General features: G+C 57.7%; 21 protein-coding genes and 2 pseudogenes. 13 read left to right on the top strand and 10 right to left on the bottom strand.

Features of this window, described 5'->3' with window-relative positions; all coding sequences use genetic code 11:
• Window positions 1-700 precede the first annotated feature (700 nt).
• Window positions 701-1,444, top strand: coding sequence for an IS6 family transposase (locus tag MHY24_RS06225; protein WP_239228735.1), 744 nt, complete (start codon window positions 701-703; stop codon window positions 1,442-1,444).
• 42 nt (window positions 1,445-1,486) lie between these two features.
• Window positions 1,487-1,939 (top strand): annotated as a pseudogene (locus tag MHY24_RS06220) (IS3 family transposase); the annotation flags it as partial.
• Between the two features lie 126 nt (window positions 1,940-2,065).
• Here MHY24_RS06220 and MHY24_RS06215 read toward each other — a convergent pair.
• Together MHY24_RS06215 and MHY24_RS06210 are read right to left on the bottom strand one after the other, a co-directional pair.
• Entirely contained in the window at window positions 2,066-3,013 is a 948-nt protein-coding gene (locus MHY24_RS06215) for a Kiwa anti-phage protein KwaB-like domain-containing protein (protein WP_239228734.1), read from the bottom strand.
• A gap of 30 nt (window positions 3,014-3,043) precedes the next feature.
• Entirely contained in the window at window positions 3,044-3,586 is a 543-nt protein-coding gene (locus MHY24_RS06210; RefSeq protein WP_239228733.1) for a hypothetical protein, read from the bottom strand.
• Window positions 3,587-3,848: 262 nt separating this feature from the next.
• On the opposite strand from MHY24_RS06210, the gene MHY24_RS06205 reads away from it, so the two are divergent.
• The gene (locus MHY24_RS06205; protein ID WP_239228732.1) at window positions 3,849-4,127 is read left to right on the top strand and encodes a GtrA family protein; all 279 of its coding nucleotides are present in this window, start codon (window positions 3,849-3,851) and stop codon (window positions 4,125-4,127) included.
• A gap of 178 nt (window positions 4,128-4,305) precedes the next feature.
• Here MHY24_RS06205 and MHY24_RS06200 read toward each other — a convergent pair whose 3' ends face one another.
• Window positions 4,306-4,620: a DUF2262 domain-containing protein gene (locus MHY24_RS06200; protein WP_239228731.1), complete on the bottom strand. Its 315-nt coding sequence runs from the start codon at window positions 4,618-4,620 to the stop codon at window positions 4,306-4,308.
• Between MHY24_RS06200 and MHY24_RS06195 the strand changes: the two are divergent.
• A pseudogene (locus MHY24_RS06195) lies at window positions 4,597-5,308 on the top strand (IS6 family transposase). The gene MHY24_RS06200 and the pseudogene MHY24_RS06195 overlap by 24 nt on opposite strands.
• 90 nt (window positions 5,309-5,398) lie before the next feature.
• Here MHY24_RS06195 and MHY24_RS06190 read toward each other — a convergent pair.
• The 4 genes from MHY24_RS06190 to MHY24_RS06175 all read right to left on the bottom strand — a co-directional run bounded on the left by MHY24_RS06190 (window position 5,399) and on the right by MHY24_RS06175 (window position 8,528).
• On the bottom strand, window positions 5,399-5,977 hold the full coding sequence (locus MHY24_RS06190) for an LURP-one-related/scramblase family protein (RefSeq protein ID WP_239228730.1): 579 nt from the start codon (window positions 5,975-5,977) through the stop codon (window positions 5,399-5,401).
• Between the two features lie 28 nt (window positions 5,978-6,005).
• Window positions 6,006-7,202, bottom strand: coding sequence for an HNH endonuclease signature motif containing protein (locus tag MHY24_RS06185; RefSeq protein ID WP_239228729.1), 1,197 nt, complete (start codon window positions 7,200-7,202; stop codon window positions 6,006-6,008).
• 94 nt (window positions 7,203-7,296) lie between these two features.
• Window positions 7,297-8,097: a PrsW family intramembrane metalloprotease gene (locus MHY24_RS06180; protein WP_239228728.1), complete on the bottom strand. Its 801-nt coding sequence runs from the start codon at window positions 8,095-8,097 to the stop codon at window positions 7,297-7,299.
• Window positions 8,094-8,528, bottom strand: a complete 435-nt coding sequence (locus MHY24_RS06175) for a hypothetical protein (protein ID WP_239228727.1) — start codon at window positions 8,526-8,528, stop codon at window positions 8,094-8,096. Before MHY24_RS06175 ends, MHY24_RS06180 begins: the two co-directional genes overlap by 4 nt.
• Window positions 8,529-8,646: 118 nt before the next feature.
• On the opposite strand from MHY24_RS06175, the gene MHY24_RS06170 reads away from it, so the two are divergent.
• The 3 genes from MHY24_RS06170 to MHY24_RS06160 are packed head-to-tail and all read left to right on the top strand — an operon-like array spanning window position 8,647 to window position 10,134.
• Window positions 8,647-9,012 (top strand): heme transporter, encoded by a 366-nt coding sequence (locus MHY24_RS06170; RefSeq protein ID WP_239228726.1) that lies wholly within the window; start codon window positions 8,647-8,649, stop codon window positions 9,010-9,012.
• The gene (locus tag MHY24_RS06165) at window positions 9,012-9,851 is read left to right on the top strand and encodes a hypothetical protein (RefSeq protein WP_239228725.1); all 840 of its coding nucleotides are present in this window, start codon (window positions 9,012-9,014) and stop codon (window positions 9,849-9,851) included. The genes MHY24_RS06170 and MHY24_RS06165 overlap by 1 nt, the downstream gene beginning before the upstream one ends.
• Window positions 9,829-10,134, top strand: a complete 306-nt coding sequence (locus tag MHY24_RS06160) for a CHY zinc finger protein (RefSeq protein WP_239228724.1) — start codon at window positions 9,829-9,831, stop codon at window positions 10,132-10,134. Before MHY24_RS06165 ends, MHY24_RS06160 begins: the two co-directional genes overlap by 23 nt.
• A 10-nt stretch (window positions 10,135-10,144) precedes the next feature.
• Here the strand turns inward: MHY24_RS06160 and MHY24_RS06155 are convergent, their stop codons facing one another.
• Both MHY24_RS06155 and MHY24_RS06150 read right to left on the bottom strand, forming a co-directional pair.
• Entirely contained in the window at window positions 10,145-10,711 is a 567-nt protein-coding gene (locus tag MHY24_RS06155; protein WP_239228723.1) for a hypothetical protein, read from the bottom strand.
• A 22-nt stretch (window positions 10,712-10,733) separates the two neighbouring features.
• Window positions 10,734-12,044 (bottom strand): M20/M25/M40 family metallo-hydrolase, encoded by a 1,311-nt coding sequence (locus MHY24_RS06150; protein ID WP_239228722.1) that lies wholly within the window; start codon window positions 12,042-12,044, stop codon window positions 10,734-10,736.
• Between the two features lie 77 nt (window positions 12,045-12,121).
• Between MHY24_RS06150 and bioB the strand changes: the two genes are divergently transcribed.
• The 3 genes from bioB to MHY24_RS06135 are packed head-to-tail and all read left to right on the top strand — an operon-like array spanning window position 12,122 to window position 14,308.
• The gene (bioB, locus tag MHY24_RS06145) at window positions 12,122-13,102 is read left to right on the top strand and encodes a biotin synthase BioB (RefSeq protein WP_239228721.1); all 981 of its coding nucleotides are present in this window, start codon (window positions 12,122-12,124) and stop codon (window positions 13,100-13,102) included.
• Window positions 13,102-13,374: a hypothetical protein gene (locus tag MHY24_RS06140; protein ID WP_239228720.1), complete on the top strand. Its 273-nt coding sequence runs from the start codon at window positions 13,102-13,104 to the stop codon at window positions 13,372-13,374. The genes bioB and MHY24_RS06140 overlap by 1 nt, the downstream gene beginning before the upstream one ends.
• Window positions 13,375-13,384: 10 nt before the next feature.
• A complete protein-coding gene (locus MHY24_RS06135) occupies window positions 13,385-14,308 on the top strand; it encodes a Sir2 family NAD-dependent protein deacetylase (protein ID WP_204610581.1) in 924 nt (307 codons plus the stop codon).
• Here the strand turns inward: MHY24_RS06135 and MHY24_RS06130 are convergent, their stop codons facing one another.
• On the bottom strand, window positions 14,309-15,298 hold the full coding sequence (locus tag MHY24_RS06130; protein ID WP_239194686.1) for a triacylglycerol lipase: 990 nt from the start codon (window positions 15,296-15,298) through the stop codon (window positions 14,309-14,311). It lies immediately after the preceding gene.
• Window positions 15,299-15,599: 301 nt separating this feature from the next.
• On the opposite strand from MHY24_RS06130, the gene MHY24_RS06125 reads away from it, so the two are divergent.
• The 3 genes from MHY24_RS06125 to amn all read left to right on the top strand — a co-directional run bounded on the left by MHY24_RS06125 (window position 15,600) and on the right by amn (window position 18,928).
• Complete coding sequence (locus tag MHY24_RS06125; protein WP_204610578.1) at window positions 15,600-15,905, top strand: helix-turn-helix transcriptional regulator; 306 nt, start codon at window positions 15,600-15,602, stop codon at window positions 15,903-15,905.
• Window positions 15,898-17,046: an MFS transporter gene (locus MHY24_RS06120; RefSeq protein ID WP_239228719.1), complete on the top strand. Its 1,149-nt coding sequence runs from the start codon at window positions 15,898-15,900 to the stop codon at window positions 17,044-17,046. The genes MHY24_RS06125 and MHY24_RS06120 overlap by 8 nt, the downstream gene beginning before the upstream one ends.
• 478 nt (window positions 17,047-17,524) lie before the next feature.
• Window positions 17,525-18,928, top strand: coding sequence for an AMP nucleosidase (gene amn / locus MHY24_RS06115; RefSeq protein WP_239228718.1), 1,404 nt, complete (start codon window positions 17,525-17,527; stop codon window positions 18,926-18,928).
• Window positions 18,929-18,982: the final 54 nt, after the last annotated feature.

The raw sequence follows: 18,982 nt of genomic DNA, 5'->3' as shown, positions 1-18,982 counted from the left end.
GGGAGAGTATTGCGAAACCTTCGCGCGCACATTAGCCTAAGACATGACAGCACAGTTCACTTTTGAATTGCGGCTGCACAATAAAAAGGGCCCCAACGAGTGCCAGCTCGTTGAGACCCTCGGGCCTTAAAGACCCACGTGAAGCACAACTGCAATGAGCTTCACTGTTACGGTCGCAAGTGTTATGACCTTGATTGCCACATCGAGCCAGCTAAGCTTCGTGGCGTCAAGGTCTTTTCTTTTGCGACCGAGTGTATCCAATGAGTGCTTACCCATTGTCTACCTCCCCTTGCGTCGTAGGGTTGTCCGCTCGCCTGAAAAAGGGCGCGCGGGACAGCCCACGTCACGCGCGGGCCTTACCGCGCACCGACGAGGAAGTCACGCCCACACCCCACCACAAGTAGCGGGGCGTGATTGTGAACCAGCACTAACGCTAGCAGCCACACCTGACGAGACCTAGAAGTATGATTCCACCCCTGCCTTTATAAAAGCCGCCCACGAGGCAAAATGCACACAGAGACACTCGTAGCCGCCCTTAAGTCTGTCGATTTCACCACCCAACACCCTAGCTAGACGTACAAAAGAGCAGGTAAGACTACATATTGCTAGGCGTATGCTTTAGCATATGGCGGAACATACGCTATAAGGTGCTGTTGCAAAGTTGGGGCAGTAGAAAGACCGGCGTGAAATAATCAGAGCCATGGGCATCTTCTCCGGTCGGCATTTCCCCCGTGAAATCATCCTGTGGGCGGTGCGGTGGTACTGCCGCTACGGGCTCAGCTACCGCGATCTGGAAGAAATGATGACCGAGCGGGGTGTGCCAGTCGATCACACCACGATCTACCGCTGGGTGCAGAAATACGCCCCTGAGCTGGATAAGCACACTCGCTGGTACCGGCAGGTACCCGACTGGCAGGCCCGGTCCTGGCGGGTGGATGAGACCTATATCCGGGTCGGCGGCACGTGGTGCTACCTCTACCGGGCTATTACCGCCGGTGGGCAGACCTTAGATTTCTACCTCTCACCAAAACGGAATGTGGCTGCGGCCAAGCGTTTCCTGGCCAAGACGCTGCGATCGAATACGACAGCCGGGTCCCCGCGGGTCATCAACACCGACAAGGCACCAGCTCTGGCCAAGGCAATATCCGAGCTGAAGGCGGAGGGAATCTGCCCTCAGACGGTGGAGCACCGGCAGGTGAAATACCTGAACAACGTTCTCGAGGGAGATCATGGCCGACTTAAAAGAATCCTGGGACCGAAGGGGGCGTTCAAAAACCGAATTTCCGCCTACCGGACGTTGAAAGGGATGGAAGCGATGCATTCATTACGGAAAGGTCAGGGCACGATGTTTGCTTATGGGCACCCCAATCCGGACGCGGTGATCGTCAACCGGGTCTTCGAGACGGCCCGAGAACGCCGGCACGCAGCGGCCATCAGGAAATGAGAAACTGGGTCGTCTCGACTCTCCGCCCAACTTTGCAACAGCACCGATATTACCTACCTGCGCACTACTGAAGGCTGGTTGTACTTGTGCACGGTCCGCGATGGCCATTCTCGCAGGGTGCTGGCATGGGCTATGGATAGCATTCAAGATACGTTCCTGGTCGAACGGGCCCTGCGGATGGCGCATACGTTGCGTGGTGACGTGCCTGACGGGCTAGTGTTTCACGCTGACCGCGGAACGCAATTTACCAGCGAGAAGCTTTGGGAGGTTTGCCACAACCCGGGCATTACTCAGTCCGTAGGGCATACCGGTGTGTGCTCCGATAACGCGATGGCCGAGTCATTCTGGTCAACGCTTAAAACCGAGTTCTACGACCGTAAGAGCTGGTCAACCCGTGATGCCGCACGTAAAGCCGTTGCTTACTGGGTTGAAGTCGTCTACAACCGCCGACGTCGGCACTCCTCACTCGGGATGGCCAACCCCGTCGACTTCGAGAACCACATTGGTTTAACCACCGGTAGAAAAGAAATAGCCGCCTAACCACTAGGTAGCTCTACTATGTGTCCACAATTTGCGGGCAACCCCAGTCAATCATAGAACACACTTGGCTGACACCGCTGATTAATCTCGACGAGCTTTACTATCAACTTCGTAGGGGTCGTCAGTTAAGACACCACGAAACATATCTTCGTTTAAAAATTTGAGGATATCGAACAAAGTATCCGCCGTTAAGACAAGCTCATTGGATTGATTCATGTAAACCGAGGGGTTGAGGTCGCATTCCTCCATACCCTCCCGAAGGTCAGAAGTATCTAGAGAATCGAGGTGCCCTCTACGTGCGATGCTTTCTATACGCTTGGCGACCCGAGAGTCACGTACCCCCTTCGCCAGAAGAATCTCATAAGATTCCTGCGTCATCGGGGTTGAATCCTTGATCCCATCGATCCAGCCTTTCGCCATCTTTTTAAGTTCTTCCTGGCCTCGGAAGATGGCAGCAAAGGCAGTCTGGTTGAACACGAATAAGTGCTCTTCTGTAATGATCAGGTCCACACAAGAGTCGAAAGCGAAGACTGCATGATGCGCAAGACTCAGCTCGTCATCCAAGAAACCTAGTCTTTTTTTACGTAGCCCACGTAAAGGATTGAGCTTGCGCAGGAAAGTTACAGAATCCGATCCGATACCAAATTGGAAAGCGTAAAAGTATGGATCTGTTTTTAAGAGGGTCTTCCCCTCCATCTCGGCTATATTTTGAGTATCAATCAAAGCCGCTAGAAGGGGTTGCACTTTTGACTTCGAGACCTGAGGCACCTCTCCGACTGCCTCACACGTGGTGACGAGATAAGTCTCCTTAGATACGGGACGGGCAGGCTCCCATTCTTCAGGATCTCTCTGCTTCCGATTTTCAAGTACTTCACTCGCAATTTCTGCAAACATATCTTGAGCATCCTGTGCGAGAGCCACTCGTCTCAGAGAGACCTTGTCGTCATTTGATCGATAACCAAGAATGAGGCGGACTGGCTTCGTCAAATCCACAAAATCGAGAAGTTCATCAGCGGTGCTTTTGTCCATAATTCCCTAGTTGATATGAGATTAACTTGTTCAGCCTGTGCGTTCCTCCACAGCAATGTAGAGCCCGTCAGCAATTCTCCTAGTATAAGTGGATTGCGAGGGCAATGGTGGTTCTTTGGAGATGATGTAGGCACCACCTTGTCCTACAATGTCAACTGAAAAGACACGATAGCCCACTATCAGCATAAATGGGTTAATTAATATTAAAGATGTGCGATAGAGAAGAGCAACCATGAGTGCAGCAAATCCTACATAGGCCGCGACTAAGGAAGCGCTCATCTGTTCTGATAAAAACAGGAAAGGGAAGATGAAAGTAATCAAGTATGTAGGGATTTGAGAACTTTCATCTTTAACATTAGAGACCACGAATTCCTGCTTCCCTGCCTTACGTCGTGAAAGTAGCACTAGTGGTGTGAGCAAGAAAGTTACTACGCCGACGACGAGTAACAGCACCGCCAGCATCCGCTGAGCATTAAAAAGCCGCAACCCTGCGATGATGAATGCTGGAGCAAGCGATGAGATGAAGAGGAAGAGCCGGGTTTTGGGCGACTCTTGGTAGCGAGCCACTGTCATACATTCATTCTAGATGCTCCTCTTAACACCCTGAGGCGATTTCGATTCCCTCACCGCAATCTAAGTATCTACTCTTCTGCTTCGCTCCCTAGCTATAACGACTGCAGGCAGCAAAATTATTGAGATCAACAGCACTAGGCGGGAGGACCTGACCCCGCAGACGCACCTCATCCCAAGCCAGAAAGTCGACGACGCCCATGATAGACCACGGTCGACGGGCAGGTACACGAAAAACGCCCGGGCAGTGGTGTTGTTCTGCATCGTGGGAGTCATCGGTGTCGCCATCGACTTCGGCACCATGCACTTCCTCGAAACCTCCGGGGCAAACGCCCTGATCGGCCGGGCAATCAGTTACATCCTGGGCAGCCTGTTCGCCTACTACGCCAATAGCTTTGTGACTTTCTCCGGCAACCGGTCCACCACCGAGAAGCTGAGGGCCCTCATCGTCTACACCGCGTGTTTGATCATGGCGGTACTGGTCAACAGCTCGCCCGTATCCCGCTGGCGGATTTCGAACACACGATTTTCCTCTCGTGGGTGATTTCGCAGGCAATAGCCACCACCCTCAACTTCATCCTGCAGAGCAAGTGGGTGTTCAACAGCGAAAACACCTCACGGTGAGCGCATTCCGCTCCGCCAAGCCCCTGCCGAGTAAGCGATAACCCGGCAATCAACCCTCATCCTGCCCGGCAGGGCAAGGTGGGAGAAGGACTGTCGGGTTAGACGTCCATCTCGATCGAGGTGGGAGTTCCGTCCCTCTTCGTCTTCACCGTCACGGGGTGCCCACCGAACATGTACCCGTCGTCGAACTCGACGCCAATGTTTCCCCTGTGGGGAATGTTCACCGCAGTCGGAGTCAGCTTGGCGTAGACGTCCTCCACCCCGAGTTTCGGGGCGGGTGTCGGCCTCCCTTCCGCCTCGGCCACATCGTGGCGCCACCGGTTCGCGGCCGGAAGGGTGTTGTTGCAAGGTTGGGGCAGTAGGAAGAGCGACGTGAAATAATCACAGCCATGGGTATCTTCTCTGGTCGTCATTTCCCCCGTGACATCATTCTGTGGGCAGTGCGGTGGTACTGCCGCTACGGGGTGAGCTACCGCGATCTGGAGGAAATGATGACTTCAGCGGGGCGTGCCGGTCGATCACACCACGATCTACCGCTGGGTCCAGAAATACGCCCCTGAGCTGGACAAGCACACTCGGTGGTACCGGCAGGTACCTGACTGGCAGGCCAGTTCCTGGCGGGTGGATGAGACCTATATCCGGGTCGGCGGCAGGTGGTGCTATCTCTATCGGGCGATCACCGCCGGTGGTCAGACCCTGGACTTTTACCTCTCTTCGAAGCGGAACGTGGCCGCAGCGAAGCGTTTCCTGGCCAAGACCCTGAGGTCGAACACGATAACCGGGTTCCCGCGGGTGATCAACACCGATAAAGCACCCTCCCTGGCCAGGGCAATCGCCGAGTTGAAGTCAGAGGGAATCTGCCCGCCAACAGTGGAACACCGGCAGGTGAAATACCTCAACAACATCCTGGAAGGCGACCATGGTCGGCTGAAGCGGATCCTCGGGCCGAAAGGCGCGTTTAAGAACCGGACATCTGTATATCGGACGTTGAAAGGGATGGAAGCGATGCACTCATTACGGAAAGGGCAAGGCGCGATGTTTGCCAACAGGCAACCGAACCCGGACGCGGTGATCGTCAACTGGGTCTTCCAGAATATCTAAGCAGGCTGGGCCATAATGCTGGCCAGGCGACGAAGAAAGGAGTGTTCGCGGTTCTCCACCCAACTTTACAACAACACCTTTTTATTTTTCCTAGTCGCTGTTCTTTTGCTTGGTGCGCAGCATATCCATGCTCATCACGGCGCCGATGATGGCGGCGTGATGTTGCTCATTGAGGCCCGGCGTGATGCGCAGGCGGTACGTGTTTTTGCCCATGAAGAAATTACCCATGCCAGTCCATTCGTTAGAGACGTCAGCAAGCAGGCGATCTTCTGAAGTGATGGAAAGGTTCCAATCCCAGAAGTCGCCGTGAATTTCGACGTCGGCAAAGCCCTCCATGGTCAAGTCCAACTTTGTCTTGAGCATGGAGAAACGCTTGGTGATAACGGCCATGGGCTTTTCGATTCCCGGCAAGTGCACCTCATAGGTATCCCGCAGAAAATTCGGCGGATCCGAAATCGTCATGACCGTCTGGAGGGGGTTCCCCTCGGCATCCGTGAGTGCGACCTCCAAGCTGCGAGAGGATTTAAACACCATATCTTTAAGGCTGGTGGATTGCAGGATGGTGCCCACAGGGGTGCCGTCGATATCGGTGATCATGAACTGATCATTGAGGAAGGACTTGGTCTGGGTAATTACGAGCTCATCCAGTGTGAATAAGTTTTGCGTCATGCCAGCCACTGTAGGGCAGCCGGTGGTTTTATTCCTCCTCCCTAGGGGTGGTTTTCTGCTGGCGCATGAGTTTTTGGGCCTCTTCATATGCTCGTGTGCGGTGAGCGGTCATAGTTTGTGCAAAGGTCTGCACCCAATTCGTATTTTTCGGAGCTAGTGGTCCGGAGGGCTCCGTGGTAGTCCAGGATCCATCCTCGAAAAGCCAGATGATGTCGCGCGTATGTGGGTCCATGACGTAGAAAGCGCGACCATCGGTCTTCACATTGTGGTGGTGTTGGCAGAGGCAGGCGAGGTTTGCCGGAGTGGTCGGACCGCCATCCGCATGATTGATGCGGTGATCCTTCTGGCAGGCGGTGGCCGGGCGATTGCAGCCGGGATAACGGCAGGTGCCGTCAAATCCTTCTAAGTACGCAGCCATGGCCGCCGGGGTGACGTAACCTTTGACCTCCTGGTTAGGGTCCATCTCCCGGATTTTGGTGTAGGGCAGCGCATTCGACCGCGCCGGGTCGAGCCAGCCCACGGATTCAATAAACGCTGGGGAATTGGGCACGTCGGTGGCTTTATAGGCGTTGAGGATGATTTCGGGAGCTTGGGTACGGCCGGTGAGGAGTGCAACGGCGGCGTCGGCAAGCGAGCAATCTAGCTCTAGCGCGGTCTGCCGGATGCACTTATCGACGCTCGCGATAACCGCCGGGTCCGCACTCAAGGTCACCGCCGAGGTGTTATCGCCCCAATTTTCCATGGTGTAGCGCGGCTGGGTGGGGCCCTGGGTGACGGCCAATGTGTCATCGGCGAGGTTGATGAGCTCGTTGAGTTTGCGCTTGATCTGTGCCTGCGTACGCATGGTCTGGTTCGGTCGGGTAGGGGTGAGGTAGGCAGTGAGCTGCTCATCGATGCGCGCCACCACCTCTGGCGTCGGATTGCCCAAGCGGTTGAGGGACTTATTGATGGCAATAATCCGGTCGAGGTCTAAATGATAGAGGCGGTGCTGTAAGGCCTGCAGCTCAGGCAGCTCCTCCAAGCGGTGCAGCGCCATGAGGATATGGCCGATCCGGCCTTCGTTAACGCCGGTAGTGCGGTAGAGGGATTGGGTAACTAATTCGAAATCAGAATCGAGATCCGGGACTTGGCTCACCCAGAACTCGTACTCCGCCTTTCGCATCTCAAAGGCTAAGCGTGTGGTGGGGTCGGTGGTGTTGGTCGTGGAAAAGTAGGGTTCTTCCATGGCGCATCGTACCTAAATAATCGTGTGAACTTGTGTACGATTCACACCTTATAACACCCCTCGGACACGAGCCTTTTTGAGACGTTTAGGCAGCTCAGAAGCTATATTCTGGATCTTTAGTGGGTAGGGTATTTTCGCTTCTTTGTGCCGCATATTTCCTATCTTGCTTGTGCATGAATCGCAGGCCCCAGATAATAAGCGTCCAGGTGATGAGGGCGATAACAAGGATGGTCGCCGGCCAGTCACCCGCAATCATGGTCGCGCCATTGAACAAGGTATGTAGGGCAATAGCGGCCAGCCAGAAACCGGCCACCTGCCAATACCCGTGGCGCCCGCCCGCATAGAGCTTGCCGACGCCCCACGCCGCAACCCCCGTATACAGCGCATGGCTAAAGGCGCCAGTGAAGAATCGTCCGATACCAGTAATGATGACGCCCCAGAGGTCGCCGTCCAAGTTATCGATGGCCGCGTTGAGGATGAACGGCACATTTTCCATGACATCAAAACCAAGGCCTACCGCCATGCCGACCGCGGCGGCTTGGTAGGGATGCTTCACGTTTCCAAAAGCCGCAATAATAATAACGACGCCGAGGAGCTTGATGGTTTCTTCTGGAAGCGGCGAGTAAAAGGCCGCGTCCAGGTAGGTAAGCCCCAGCTTGTCTGAGATCCCCACTATTTGGTCGTTGAGGCTTACCACCACCGGCTGGGCGAGCGCACCCCATAGGATGCCCTGCCGCATCGGCCGCGGCCTAAACCACCAGAATCCCAGTCCAAGCGTCAAGCCAGCGCAGATGAGCGCACCGATGAGCCCCACCTCGGTAAAACGGCGATCAACAAAGAAAAAGCCGGAAACTACCAGACCGAAAGCGATAGATAGCCAATATAGATTCTTCATGCCTTTTCTACCTCCTGGGCGAGTTCTTCAGCGCGCGGTCCGCGCAGGGAGAGGAACGAGGTGGGGCCATCGCCCTCGATGCTGATGGCTACGAGGTCGCCATCGCTAAGCGTGCGCTTATCCCCGTCGCGGTCGATGTCTCCTTCCGGCATGGCTGTACCTTCACCCATTGCCCGGAGGTACCGGCGGGTGGCTTGGTCCTTGTCCTGTACGCCGACTTTTTTAGCGCGGATCTGGGTGCCGTCACAGTCCCAGCGCGGCTCGGCAGTGGTGGAGCCGTCTTCCTCGGCGCAGGATAATCCGGGGATGCGGGCCGAGCCGGCCTGCACCTCAGAGGTGGGGTTGTCGTATATATCTGGTAGGAGCGCATTGGTGCCGTAGATGGCACCAAATATCGCGCCCGCCGCGAGAATAAGTGGTGTGCTTTTCATGTACTCAACGCTAGGTATGCCCTGCTCAGCGCGGTATCCTCCGCGGGGAGGATTAAGCCGGACATAGGGAGGAATTCTCCCCCATAAGTTCTGCCAAGCCCTGTGATAGGTTGGGTGCATGTTTGAGGAGCTAGAAGAAGAAGCGGAAACAAAAGACGAGCCTAGCCGCGTCTGGTGGCAATGGTGGGCGCCCATCGCCATGGTCGCGGTCTTCGTTGGCCTGCCGCCCGCTGTCTACCACCTTGTTCCCGGCCTTGCCCTGCTCATCCTCATGGCCGTGCTGACGGTGATCATTGCTCTTGTCGACGGCGCCACTTTCCGCGCCTCCTGGACCATCTTCAGTGTGGCAGGGTTGGCCTATTTTGCCGCCATGTCCCTGTATTTCAATGAGGGAACGTGGATTTACCTCCCAGTGTTTGTTTTCCTGGCATGGGCCGCGAGCAAGCTGGGTGCAGTGGTGGGCTCCAAGGCAGGGAAGAACTAATGGAGACCTGGCGCCTAGAGCACCCCGAGGTGGGCACCATCGAGGTGCAGCGCGGGTATGATGCCGAGTTCGCTGAGCTGGGTGAGTGGCCGAAGAAAGCGAAGGACTTCACCCCGGTTCCAGGCGATGCCACCCTGCCGGAACGCCTCCGGCTCTGGCGGAAGAATCCCAGCCCGCGCCTGCAGATTGTGGTTAACGGTCAGGTACGCAGCCGCCACGATCGGCCGCGTGCGGGCCGCTATTCGCTTAAAAAGAAGATCGAAAAAGACCTCACCCTGCTCGAGAACTCCGCCCCGCGAACCAAGCCTTACCTAGATATCCAAGCCTCCCCCTTTGGCGAGCTTTTAGACGTCTACTACCGCAATGGCGAGGAGGCAGTTGCCCTAGATCCGCCGGCCGGCTCACTGGGGGAGAAGCGCCGTAAGGCCATGGAGGATAGCTCCGTTAAGCGGGTGTTATATCCGCTCTTGGGCGGCTTGGGAAAGTCCGGCTGGGCCATTGGCGTAATCGTGCTTGGCCCGATCATCAAACGCATCTTGTCTCGGTTGTTGCCGGATTGGGAGCTGCCGGATATCGACCTGCCGGATATCGCGCTCCCGGTGCCGGAGTTGCCGCAGATAGAGCTGCCGGTGCCGAATATCGACTTCAACATCGACATCGATCCGCCCGACTGGCTCGTATTTTTGATGGATTACAGCAAGGTGTGGGTGCCGATCATCATTGCCATCGTGGTGGGCATTCAGGCAGTGCGCAATGCCAAGAAGTCTGAAGAAAAGAAGCAGCAGTGGCAGCAGGGCAGCGCGTATGCTGACGGCCATGAAGATTCACGGCGCGATTGATGCGGAAGGCCGGTGCAAGCATTGGCATTCGCCGCTGGACGTGGTGGCCAATAAGTGCGCCACCTGCGGGAAATATTTTGCTTGCGCGCTGTGCCACGCCGAGCTTACTGAGCATGAGTTTGGGCCCATGCTTGCCGACGCCCCCTCAGTCCTCTGCGGCGCCTGCCGCACCGAGATGAACTACCACGCTTATTCCGCCGCGCCTGCATGTCCCCACTGCGGGCATAAATTTAATCCCGGCTGCAGCGCGCATGCCGGGATCTATTTTCAGCTAGACTGCTAGAAAGAAGACACTAGAAAGAAGACAGCTGCTGCAGCTGCTGGATTTGCGGAATCTGTGGCAGCTGGAACTGGGATACAGCGTTCTGGGCAATCTTGGCCGCATCCGGGATGCGGAAGGTCTGGCCTAAGAAGGGGACGTCGACAGTTGGCTGGCCCGGGATGGTGCCCAGCTCGATGACCTTGGCATTCTTGGCTGGCGCAGGTGCCGGTGCCGGGGCCGGAGCCGGCTTTGGTGCGGGGGCATTGCCGCGCTGGCCGCCGGTGTTGACCGGCTTGCCCTGGCCAGTGGTGCCGTTTAGGCCGCAGCGGGCAATAGCTTCGTCCATGCGGCCGATGGCGTCGCGGACCTCGTTGCCGCGTGGGTGCACGGTGGCAACGGCGAGGGCCTGGGACTTCTTCTGGTTGTAGTCAGCGGAGTTGGTCCAGTACTGCTTGGCCTGGGAGCAGGAAATCTGGCCGGCAGGCATCTTGGCGAGGAGGTTATCAACGGCGTCGGCATGGGCAGCGGCAGGGGCGGCGAGGGTTACGGTCAGGGCGGTAGCTGCAGATAGCAGCGCGGACTTACGTGCAAAGCTCATGCCAGACATCTTGCCACACTTGTTATGCCTGTGACAGGCCGAGGAAGCGATTGACCAGGCTGCGGTAGGCGCGCACGGTGAGCTTCAGATCCTCCAAGTAGAGGTGCTCGTCATGGCTGTGCAGCTGCGAGTTGGCGCTGGCCATATCGCGGCCCTCGGCGTGCATGGCAAAGCCATAGGCGTTGCCACCCTTGCGCCGAGCAAAGCGTAGATCCGAGCCGCCGGTGGCGTGAACTGGTACGACGGCCTTATCTGGGAAGAATTCCTTGGAGGTGGCCTCGATGGCGCGCCACAGCTCGGTATCGGTGGAGGATTGCGTGGCATCTTCAGTAATGAGGTGTTCGATTTCTACCTCATCGGCCATGTCTCCAAGCGCGCTGCGCAGGAAGTCATCCAGATCCTCCTGGGTCTGGCCGGGGAAGGGGCGCACATCCATTTCCAGGTAGGCATGTGAGGGCAGCACGTTGATGGCGCCGCCGGCGCGCAGGACGGTCTCGGCGATGGTGGTGTGGCTAAAGGCATGCGCGTAGGCGTCGAGGTTGCCGAACTTGGAGTAGTCACCGGTGCCGTCGATAAGCTCCTGCTCCGTCTGGGGGTCAAACTTGAAGGTGCGCACGAAGCCCTCCCAGATCTCATTGGAGGCTGTGGGTGGTTCGGCGGCGGCGATGCGGCGGGCTACCTCACCGATCTTTACGATGGCAAAGTCCTTGCCATAAGGGGTGGAGCCATGGCCGGCATCGCCGTGCACATGCAGGCGGCGCTGGCCGGCGCCCTTTTCGCCCACGTTGAAGCCCACCGCGCCGGGCAGGTGGCTGCCGCCGGTTTCAGATAAGCAGTTCTTCCAGGAAAAGGCATCGGGGTGGTTCTCGGACATAAAGCGCACGCCGAGACCGCCGCGGGCCTCCTCATCTGCCATGCCGACAAAGGCAAGGGTGCCGCCCGTGTTGCCGGCGCGGGCAACCTCGCGCGTGACGGCGGCCATGGTGGCGGTAATAAATAGCATGTCTACGGAACCGCGGCCGTAAAGCTTGCCGTCTTCGATGAGCGCCTCGAAGGGCGGTTTGGTCCACTTGGGCTCGTCGACGGGGACGACGTCCGTGTGCCCCATGAGGGTGAGCGGTTCCTTTTCTGGATCGCCGGGGACGGTCACGACGATGGAAACGCGACCTGGGTGGGATTCGAAGCGCTCAATCTGTACGTCTTCGCCCGCGAAGAATTTCTCCAGACTATCCGCATTGCGCACCTCGTGGCCGGAATCCGGCGTGAGGTCGTTTACGCAGGCATTGCGGATAAGTTCTTGGAGGAGGGAGAGGGTGTCATCATAAAGCGTCATGCTACCGAGCCTAACGGTGGGAAAAATTTCATGTGATTTTAACCAAACCTGAACGCTGTTCAAGTAGTGTTCACACCATGAGCATTATTGAGATCGCCCGTGAAAAAGCCCTAGAGCAAGGCAAAGGCCTCAACCAGGAAGAACTACTGCAAGTACTACAGGTCCCGGATTCCCAACTGGAAGAAATCGCCGATATCGCCCACCAGACCCGCCTGAAGTGGTGTGGTCCAGACGTTTCGGTGGAAGGCATTATCTCCATTAAAACTGGCGGCTGCCCAGAAGATTGTCACTTCTGTTCTCAGTCCGGCCTCTTCGAGTCCCCAGTGCGCGCCGTGCGCCTCAACATCCCGGAGTTGGTGGAGGCGGCGCAGAAGACCGCCAAGACCGGTGCTACTGAGTTCTGTATCGTCGCTGCGGTGAAGTCCCCGGATGATCGGCTGCTGGACCAGGTAGGCGAGGCGATTGCAGCGATTAATGATGCCGTCGATATTGAGATTTCCTGCTCCCTGGGCACCCTGACCCGCGAGCAGGCGCAGCGCCTGAAGGATATGGGCGCGCAGCGTTATAACCACAACCTGGAGACGTCCCGCTCCTTCTTCCCCAATGTGGTCACCACCCACACCTGGGAGGAGCGCAAGCAGACCCTCGACTATGTACGCGAGGTAGGCATGGAGGTCTGCTGCGGCGGCATCATCGGCATGGGCGAGTCCTTGGAGCAGCGCGCCGAGTTCGCCGCGCAGCTGGCAGAGATTGACCCCTGCGAGGTGCCGATGAACTTCCTGGATCCGCGCCCGGGCACCCCATTTGCGGACCGTCCGCTGGTTCCGCTGGGTGAGGGCCTGCGCGCCGTGGCGGCATTCCGCTTGGCTATGCCGTCTACCACCTTGCGCTTTGCCGGTGGCCGCGAGCTTTCGCTTGGCGACGACGGCACGGAGCGCGGCCTGCTCGGCGGCATCAACGCCATCATTGCCGGCAACTACTTGACCACCCTGGGCCAGCAGATTGAAAAGGATGTGGACATGTTGAACCGCATCGATCTGCCGATTAAGGCCCTGTAGTGGCTGGTTTATCCGAGCCAACATCCGAATTGGCTGCTGCCGTACTGGCTGGGGACGAGCCGATTTTCCATCCAAATACCGGCAAGCCGGTCGAAGAGGAATTCACGCTGCACCCGGCGGCCGCAGCCGGCCTCGACGTGCCACGCTATTGCCAGATCTGTGGCCGCCGCATGGTGGCCCAGGTGCGCCCCGATGGTTGGCACACTAAGTGCTCACGCCACGGGGAGCTGGATTCGGAGTGGCTTTATGTAGAGCACCTGCCCGAAAGCTAGCATCGGGGGCATGGATCCCGCCGTCTCCCTTGCCCACCAGTCTGCGCTGCGTTCGATCGCCCGAGTGGTCGAAGAATCGGCGCCGCATACGGAGGAAGGGAAGGCCTTAGGGGACGTCGTCAAGCAGCTGCGCGAGGGCCCCGTAATGGTGCTGACCGGGGCTGGGGTGTCTACGGACTCGGGCGTGCCGGACTATCGGGGGCCGCGCGGCTCACTCAGTAGGCACCGGCCGATGACCTATCAGGAATTTCGCCACGACCCGGCCGCGAGCCATAGGTATTGGGCCCGCAGCTTTGTGGGATGGCGGGTTATGGATTCCGCGGTGCCGAATCGCACGCACTATGCACTCGTGGAACTGGAGCGCGCCGGGCTGGTCAATGGCGTGGTCACGCAAAACGTGGATGGCCTGCATAAACAGGCGGGAACCGCGAACTTGGTGGCGCTGCATGGCGATATGGAAACCGTGGTGTGCTTGATGTGCGGGCACCGGGAGGCGCGGCCGCACTTCGATGCGCGCCTAGCTGCAGCGAACCCGGGTTACCTGGAACGCCTCGTGGTGGAGGCGGATCAGGTGAACCCGGACGGTGACGTGACGCTCGCTGAAGCAGACGTGGCAGCCTTCCGCATGGCAGGGTGTGAGCGCTGTGGTTCTGCACTGTTGAAGCCGGACGTCGTCTACTTTGGTGAGCCCGTGCCGGCGGAGCGCCGCGATGCTGCTTTTGCACTGCTGGGCCAGGCGCGTTCGCTCGTGGTGGCCGGCTCTTCGCTGGCGGTTATGAGCGGGTACCGCTTTGTGCTGGAGGCAAAGAAGCAGGGCAAGCGCGTGGCCGTTATCAATGGCGGGCCCGGCCGGGGTGATCAGAAAGTGGATACGCTGTGGCGCACCCAGGTGGGTCCGGCCTTTGACGCGGTACTCGATGAGCTGGGGCTATAACTAGCGCGGGATGCTCTCCACCAATTCCAAAATGGTGCGCACGATGGCGCGAACGCGCTTATCCATCGGCATATCCTCGTGCATGACCATCGCGAGGCGGTCGAAGTCTTGGACATAAATATTGCGGACCGTGCCCTCTGCGACGCCGCGGGGGTCGAGGAAGCAGGTCTCGGGCGGGACAACGACGGCGTCGGACCGCGTGGCAATGCAGGTATAGCTCACGCCGGATTCTAGATCGCCGTCCCGGTTGGTTTCGCGCAGAGCCTCACTGCCGACGACCTGGTCCATGCCCGCCGGCCCAAACCAGCCATCAATGATGGAGCGCAGCACCGCTTCCTGGCGCGGGGTGCGAATGAGGCGGCTGGCGATGCCGCCGTAAGTGGTGCCGTGATTCGGCGCGCTAATGCACATCAGGTGCAGGACGTTTTCGGCCCCGCCCTCCATGCGCATCCAATAACGGGCAAGCAGCCCGCCTTGGGAGTGGCCGATGAGAATGACCTTGTCCGCGCCGGTGGCTGCGCGCACGGTATCGATATAAGCGCCAAGTTGGCGTGCGGATTCCGCGAGCGGCTGGGTAGCGCGGTGCCCATAATCAGGGGCGAAGACGGCCCAGCCGTCCTGGCGCAGTTCATTGCCTAGGAGCTGCCATACGCCTTTGGTATCGCAGGTGCCGTGGATGAGGATGACCGGCCAAGGTCGTTCCGCGGTAGGACGCGCGCTCCAGTCATCTTCGAAGACGCCGCGCGGCTTGATGCGGGCGCCAAGAGGAAGGGTAGCGGCGGCATCGGCGTCGAGGGCGGTATCGCCCGGGCTGGTCTTGACCTTCTGGGCTTTGATGAGGTCTGCGATTTCGGCCGCGACCTCCTCGCGCAGTGCCGTGGCCTCGGCAGGGGAGGCGACGCCGCGACGCGGGGAATCGGTCAATTCCTTCTCGTTGGCACGCCAGAATTTGCGGAGTTGTTCGGAAATAGTGGATTTCAACTCAGCCATGGTTCCGGATTGTACTCGTTATTGCAGGTTAACTGTGTTTTTGCCAGGGGTGAAGAAATTTATGGGCAAACCCTTGACCATCCTACGAAAGGTTTATAAACTTAGGCTTGCCTAATCACGGGCGGTGCTTGCAGGAGGGTGCGCTCCACTCCCTCCTTGGGTGCCGAGAGATTAGTCATGGGGAGAAGGCCCACCGATGCGCTGTCGGTGGGCCTTCGTTTATGCAAGAAATCTTGCACGAATGTCTCGGGTAACTTAGTGTGACTAATCGTTCAAGAATTATTGCACGATTGGAGTTGGAATGAGCCCACGAAAATATGAGCATCCGGCCACCGAGGATTTAGAATTCGTCCGTGTATTGGCTGCAGTAAGTGATCCCATCCGGTTGGAAATGGTCAAGCGCTTAGCAGACGGCAAGGAGCACGATAGCTTGACGCTTGCTGACGATCTGCCTCGGTCGACCCTGACTTACCACACTCGGCGGCTGCGTGAAGCCGGTGTGACGTGGACAAGAAGCCAGGGGCGCAGTTGTGTCATCTCTTTGCGCCGAGACGATCTAGACGAGTGCTTTCCAGGTTTGCTTGACATGGTGATTTCTAATGCTTAAACAGCTATGGCCGTTAGTTTTGGGCAGCGTAGCACTCGGGTTGGATGCGTATGTTATTGCTGGGCTGCTGCCTCAGATTGCCGAAGACTTGGGTGCAAGTGGCAGCGTGATTGGCTTAGGTGTTACCGCTTTTACCGGTGCGTACGCGGTATGCGGCCCACTATTATCAGGTAGGGCGGGCAAGAATCCGCGAAATGGACTGCTGGGCGCTATTGCTGTGTTTTCTCTGGCCAATGTTGTGACCGCTGTATCCCCTACGGTAGGTGTTTTTATAGTTTCGAGGCTGATTGCGGGGGCGGCAGCGGGAATCTATTCGCCATTGTCCGCGGCGGTAGCGGGCATGTCGGTCACAGCGGAGCGTCGCGGACGTGCGCTTTCATTGGTACTAGCCGGTTTGGCGGTAGGAACTGTTGCGGGTGTACCAGCGGGACTGGGAGTGGCCAAGCAGCTAGGCTGGCGGGCTGCCATTGCATTGGTATCGGTGGTTGGCATGGCGGCGTTGGCAGGTATAGCGATACGTAAAACGAGTGCTGTACCAGCTGTGCCTTCTTCCTCGCTAGGGCAGCGACTCCGAATCATTGGTCGGGTGGATAATTTTCTAACGGTCTTGGTTACTTTCTTCGTGGGAGTCGGTTCGCTGGGACTGTATACCTATATTTCCGTGGTGCTCGAACGAGTGCAGGTAGACACCATTCCTGGCATGTGGATTTGGGGAATTGGCGGTGCAGTTGGTGCATTTGGAATCGGGCGGGTGCTCGATAAGGTAGATAGTTCTCGCAAGCTAACGACCATAATCATCGTTTTTCTTGCTGCTGATTTTGCACTGTTGTTGCTATTTCCCTCGAGCCGTATGGTGGCACTGGTGTGTCTTTTTGCATGGGGGCTTTTGGGATGGTCTTCCATGGCACCGCAACAGCATTCGATGCTCAGTGCAAATCCTGATGAAGGTGCGACTGCCGTTGCTGCTAATGCGTCCGCGAATTATCTGGGTTCGGCTGTTGGCTCCGCAGTAGGTGGCCTATTTTTGCCCTCCTCCACGGGAATCTTATTGGGGGCGCTATTCGTAGTTTTATTAGGAATCGTCTGCAGTATCGGGGCGAGAGCCTTGTCCTTCCTTAAGCCTAGGGACAATGAGAATTAAGAATCTCTCGGATCAAAGGCAGGATGCCTGTGTCGGCAGAGGCGCATATACTTCTCGTGGTGCAGTGTGCCGATAGGGTCCGGCGGACCGCAGTTCTTTGCGAGTTAACCGTGGCAATCTGCTTGCCGAATACGGGGTTCGAACTTCATGGCCTCTGAAATGACGTTCGTATCGACGGTTGTCATGGGAACTCATAGTCCGCGCCTCATCATCGCGTGGTGGGAGGTGAATCTCAGCAGGGGCTTCGCGGGAGTTCTCATGGAGCGCTACCCCAAACCTTCTTCGGTGGAATTGTATCGCTGACTACCGTACGCACTTCTGCCTCCATGTAACGGATATCGTTTTGGTTCGTTGGCTTTCGTGCGCCTTTCTTTTTGGCAATGGTATCAGCAGCCATATTGCCGAAGCCTTGAGGAAAAGAAGGAATGAAAAGCGCAGACCGCTGCCGTGCTGCTAAGTCCCCGCTACACTCACGTCTATGACCGACCTGCAGCATGTCCACTCCGTTGATGAGGCGGTAAGCCGCCTGATTGAGCTCTATGAGAATTCCTGCAAGCTTGCGCGCAAGACGCTGGAATCAGGAAACCTGGATGACTATCGTTACGTGGTTTATCCGAAGGTCACGGTGGATATCCGCAAATGGCAGCCCATCGATCGTTCCGAGCCGTTTGGCTACGTCAACGAGGCAGGCAAGTACTCGGCGGTAATTTCCAAGCCGCACATTATTCGGGACTATCTGCACGAGCAGTTGACCCGCCTAGCGGGCAATTATCCGTGCGATATCTTTGTTGGCCAATCGGACCAGCGCATCCCGCCGGAGTACATCAAGGACACCGCCACGGCCCCGCAGGAACGCGGGCCCATTCCGCGGCCCACGTTGGATGAGGTCAACGATGCGATCATTGATGGCGAATGGGATGCCTTCCACGGCGAGGAAAAGCCGCTATTCCACTTTGGCGCCCAGCGCTTCGATATCGCCTGTGCGCGCATCGAGCATTACACCGGCATCGAGGTCGATACGGTGCAGAAATACATTCTGTTTACTAACTACGCGATGCACACCACCGAGTTTGTGAAGTTTGGTCTGCGTGAGCTGACCAAGGAAGATTCGCGCTATACCGCCTTGGTGCTGCCCAATGGTGAGACCATCCACCCCAACGATGCGGTGGACCTTGATGTGGACGGTTTAACGTTGACCTCCCGGTACCAGATGCCCCGCTTTGACCTAATTACTGCCGGCGGCGATGGCATCACGATGATCAATATCGGCGTAGGCCCCTCGAATGCAAAGACCATTACGGATTGCTTGGCGGTGCTGCGCCCGGAGGCATGGATCATGATTGGGCACTGCGCCGGCATGGACGGCCGCATGCGCATCGGTGACCTGATTTTGGGCAATGCCTATCAGCGCAATGACCACATCTTGGATCAGAAGGTTGCGGCGACCTCTCCCATCCCGGCGATTCCAGAGGTACAGCGCATGCTCGAATCCGCGGTAAAGGCGGTATACGGCGACGATAACTCGCTCATGCGCACCGGCACGGTGCTCTCCACCGATGATCGCAACTGGGAGTGGCGCACCAACCGGGATCTGTGGGAGTGGCTGCGCACCTCCACCGCGGTGGCAGTGGATATGGAATCGTGCACGCTTGCAGCCAATGGCTACCGCTACCGCGTTCCTTATGGCACGCTGCTGTCGGTCTCTGACCTGCCGCTGCACGCCGTGCCGAAGTTGCCGGCGCAGGCGCAGGCTTTCTATTCCAATTCGAAGGAAGCCCACGTGATGTGCGCGGTGCGCGCGATGGAGCATCTAGCTGAGAATCCGGAGCGCCTGCGCACCCGCAAGCTGCGCCGGACTTTGGGCGAGGTTCCATTCCGGTAGCTGCCTTTCCTTTGGCAGGCATCGCTCGTTAAACTACAAAGAAAGCCCATGACG

The organism is Corynebacterium sp. ACRPQ (assembly GCF_022347225.1).
In the GTDB taxonomy this organism is placed as follows: domain Bacteria; phylum Actinomycetota; class Actinomycetes; order Mycobacteriales; family Mycobacteriaceae; genus Corynebacterium; species Corynebacterium tuberculostearicum_D.
Note: the sequence above shows the minus strand (reverse complement) of the source record. Positions and strands in the feature narration are given on the sequence as shown.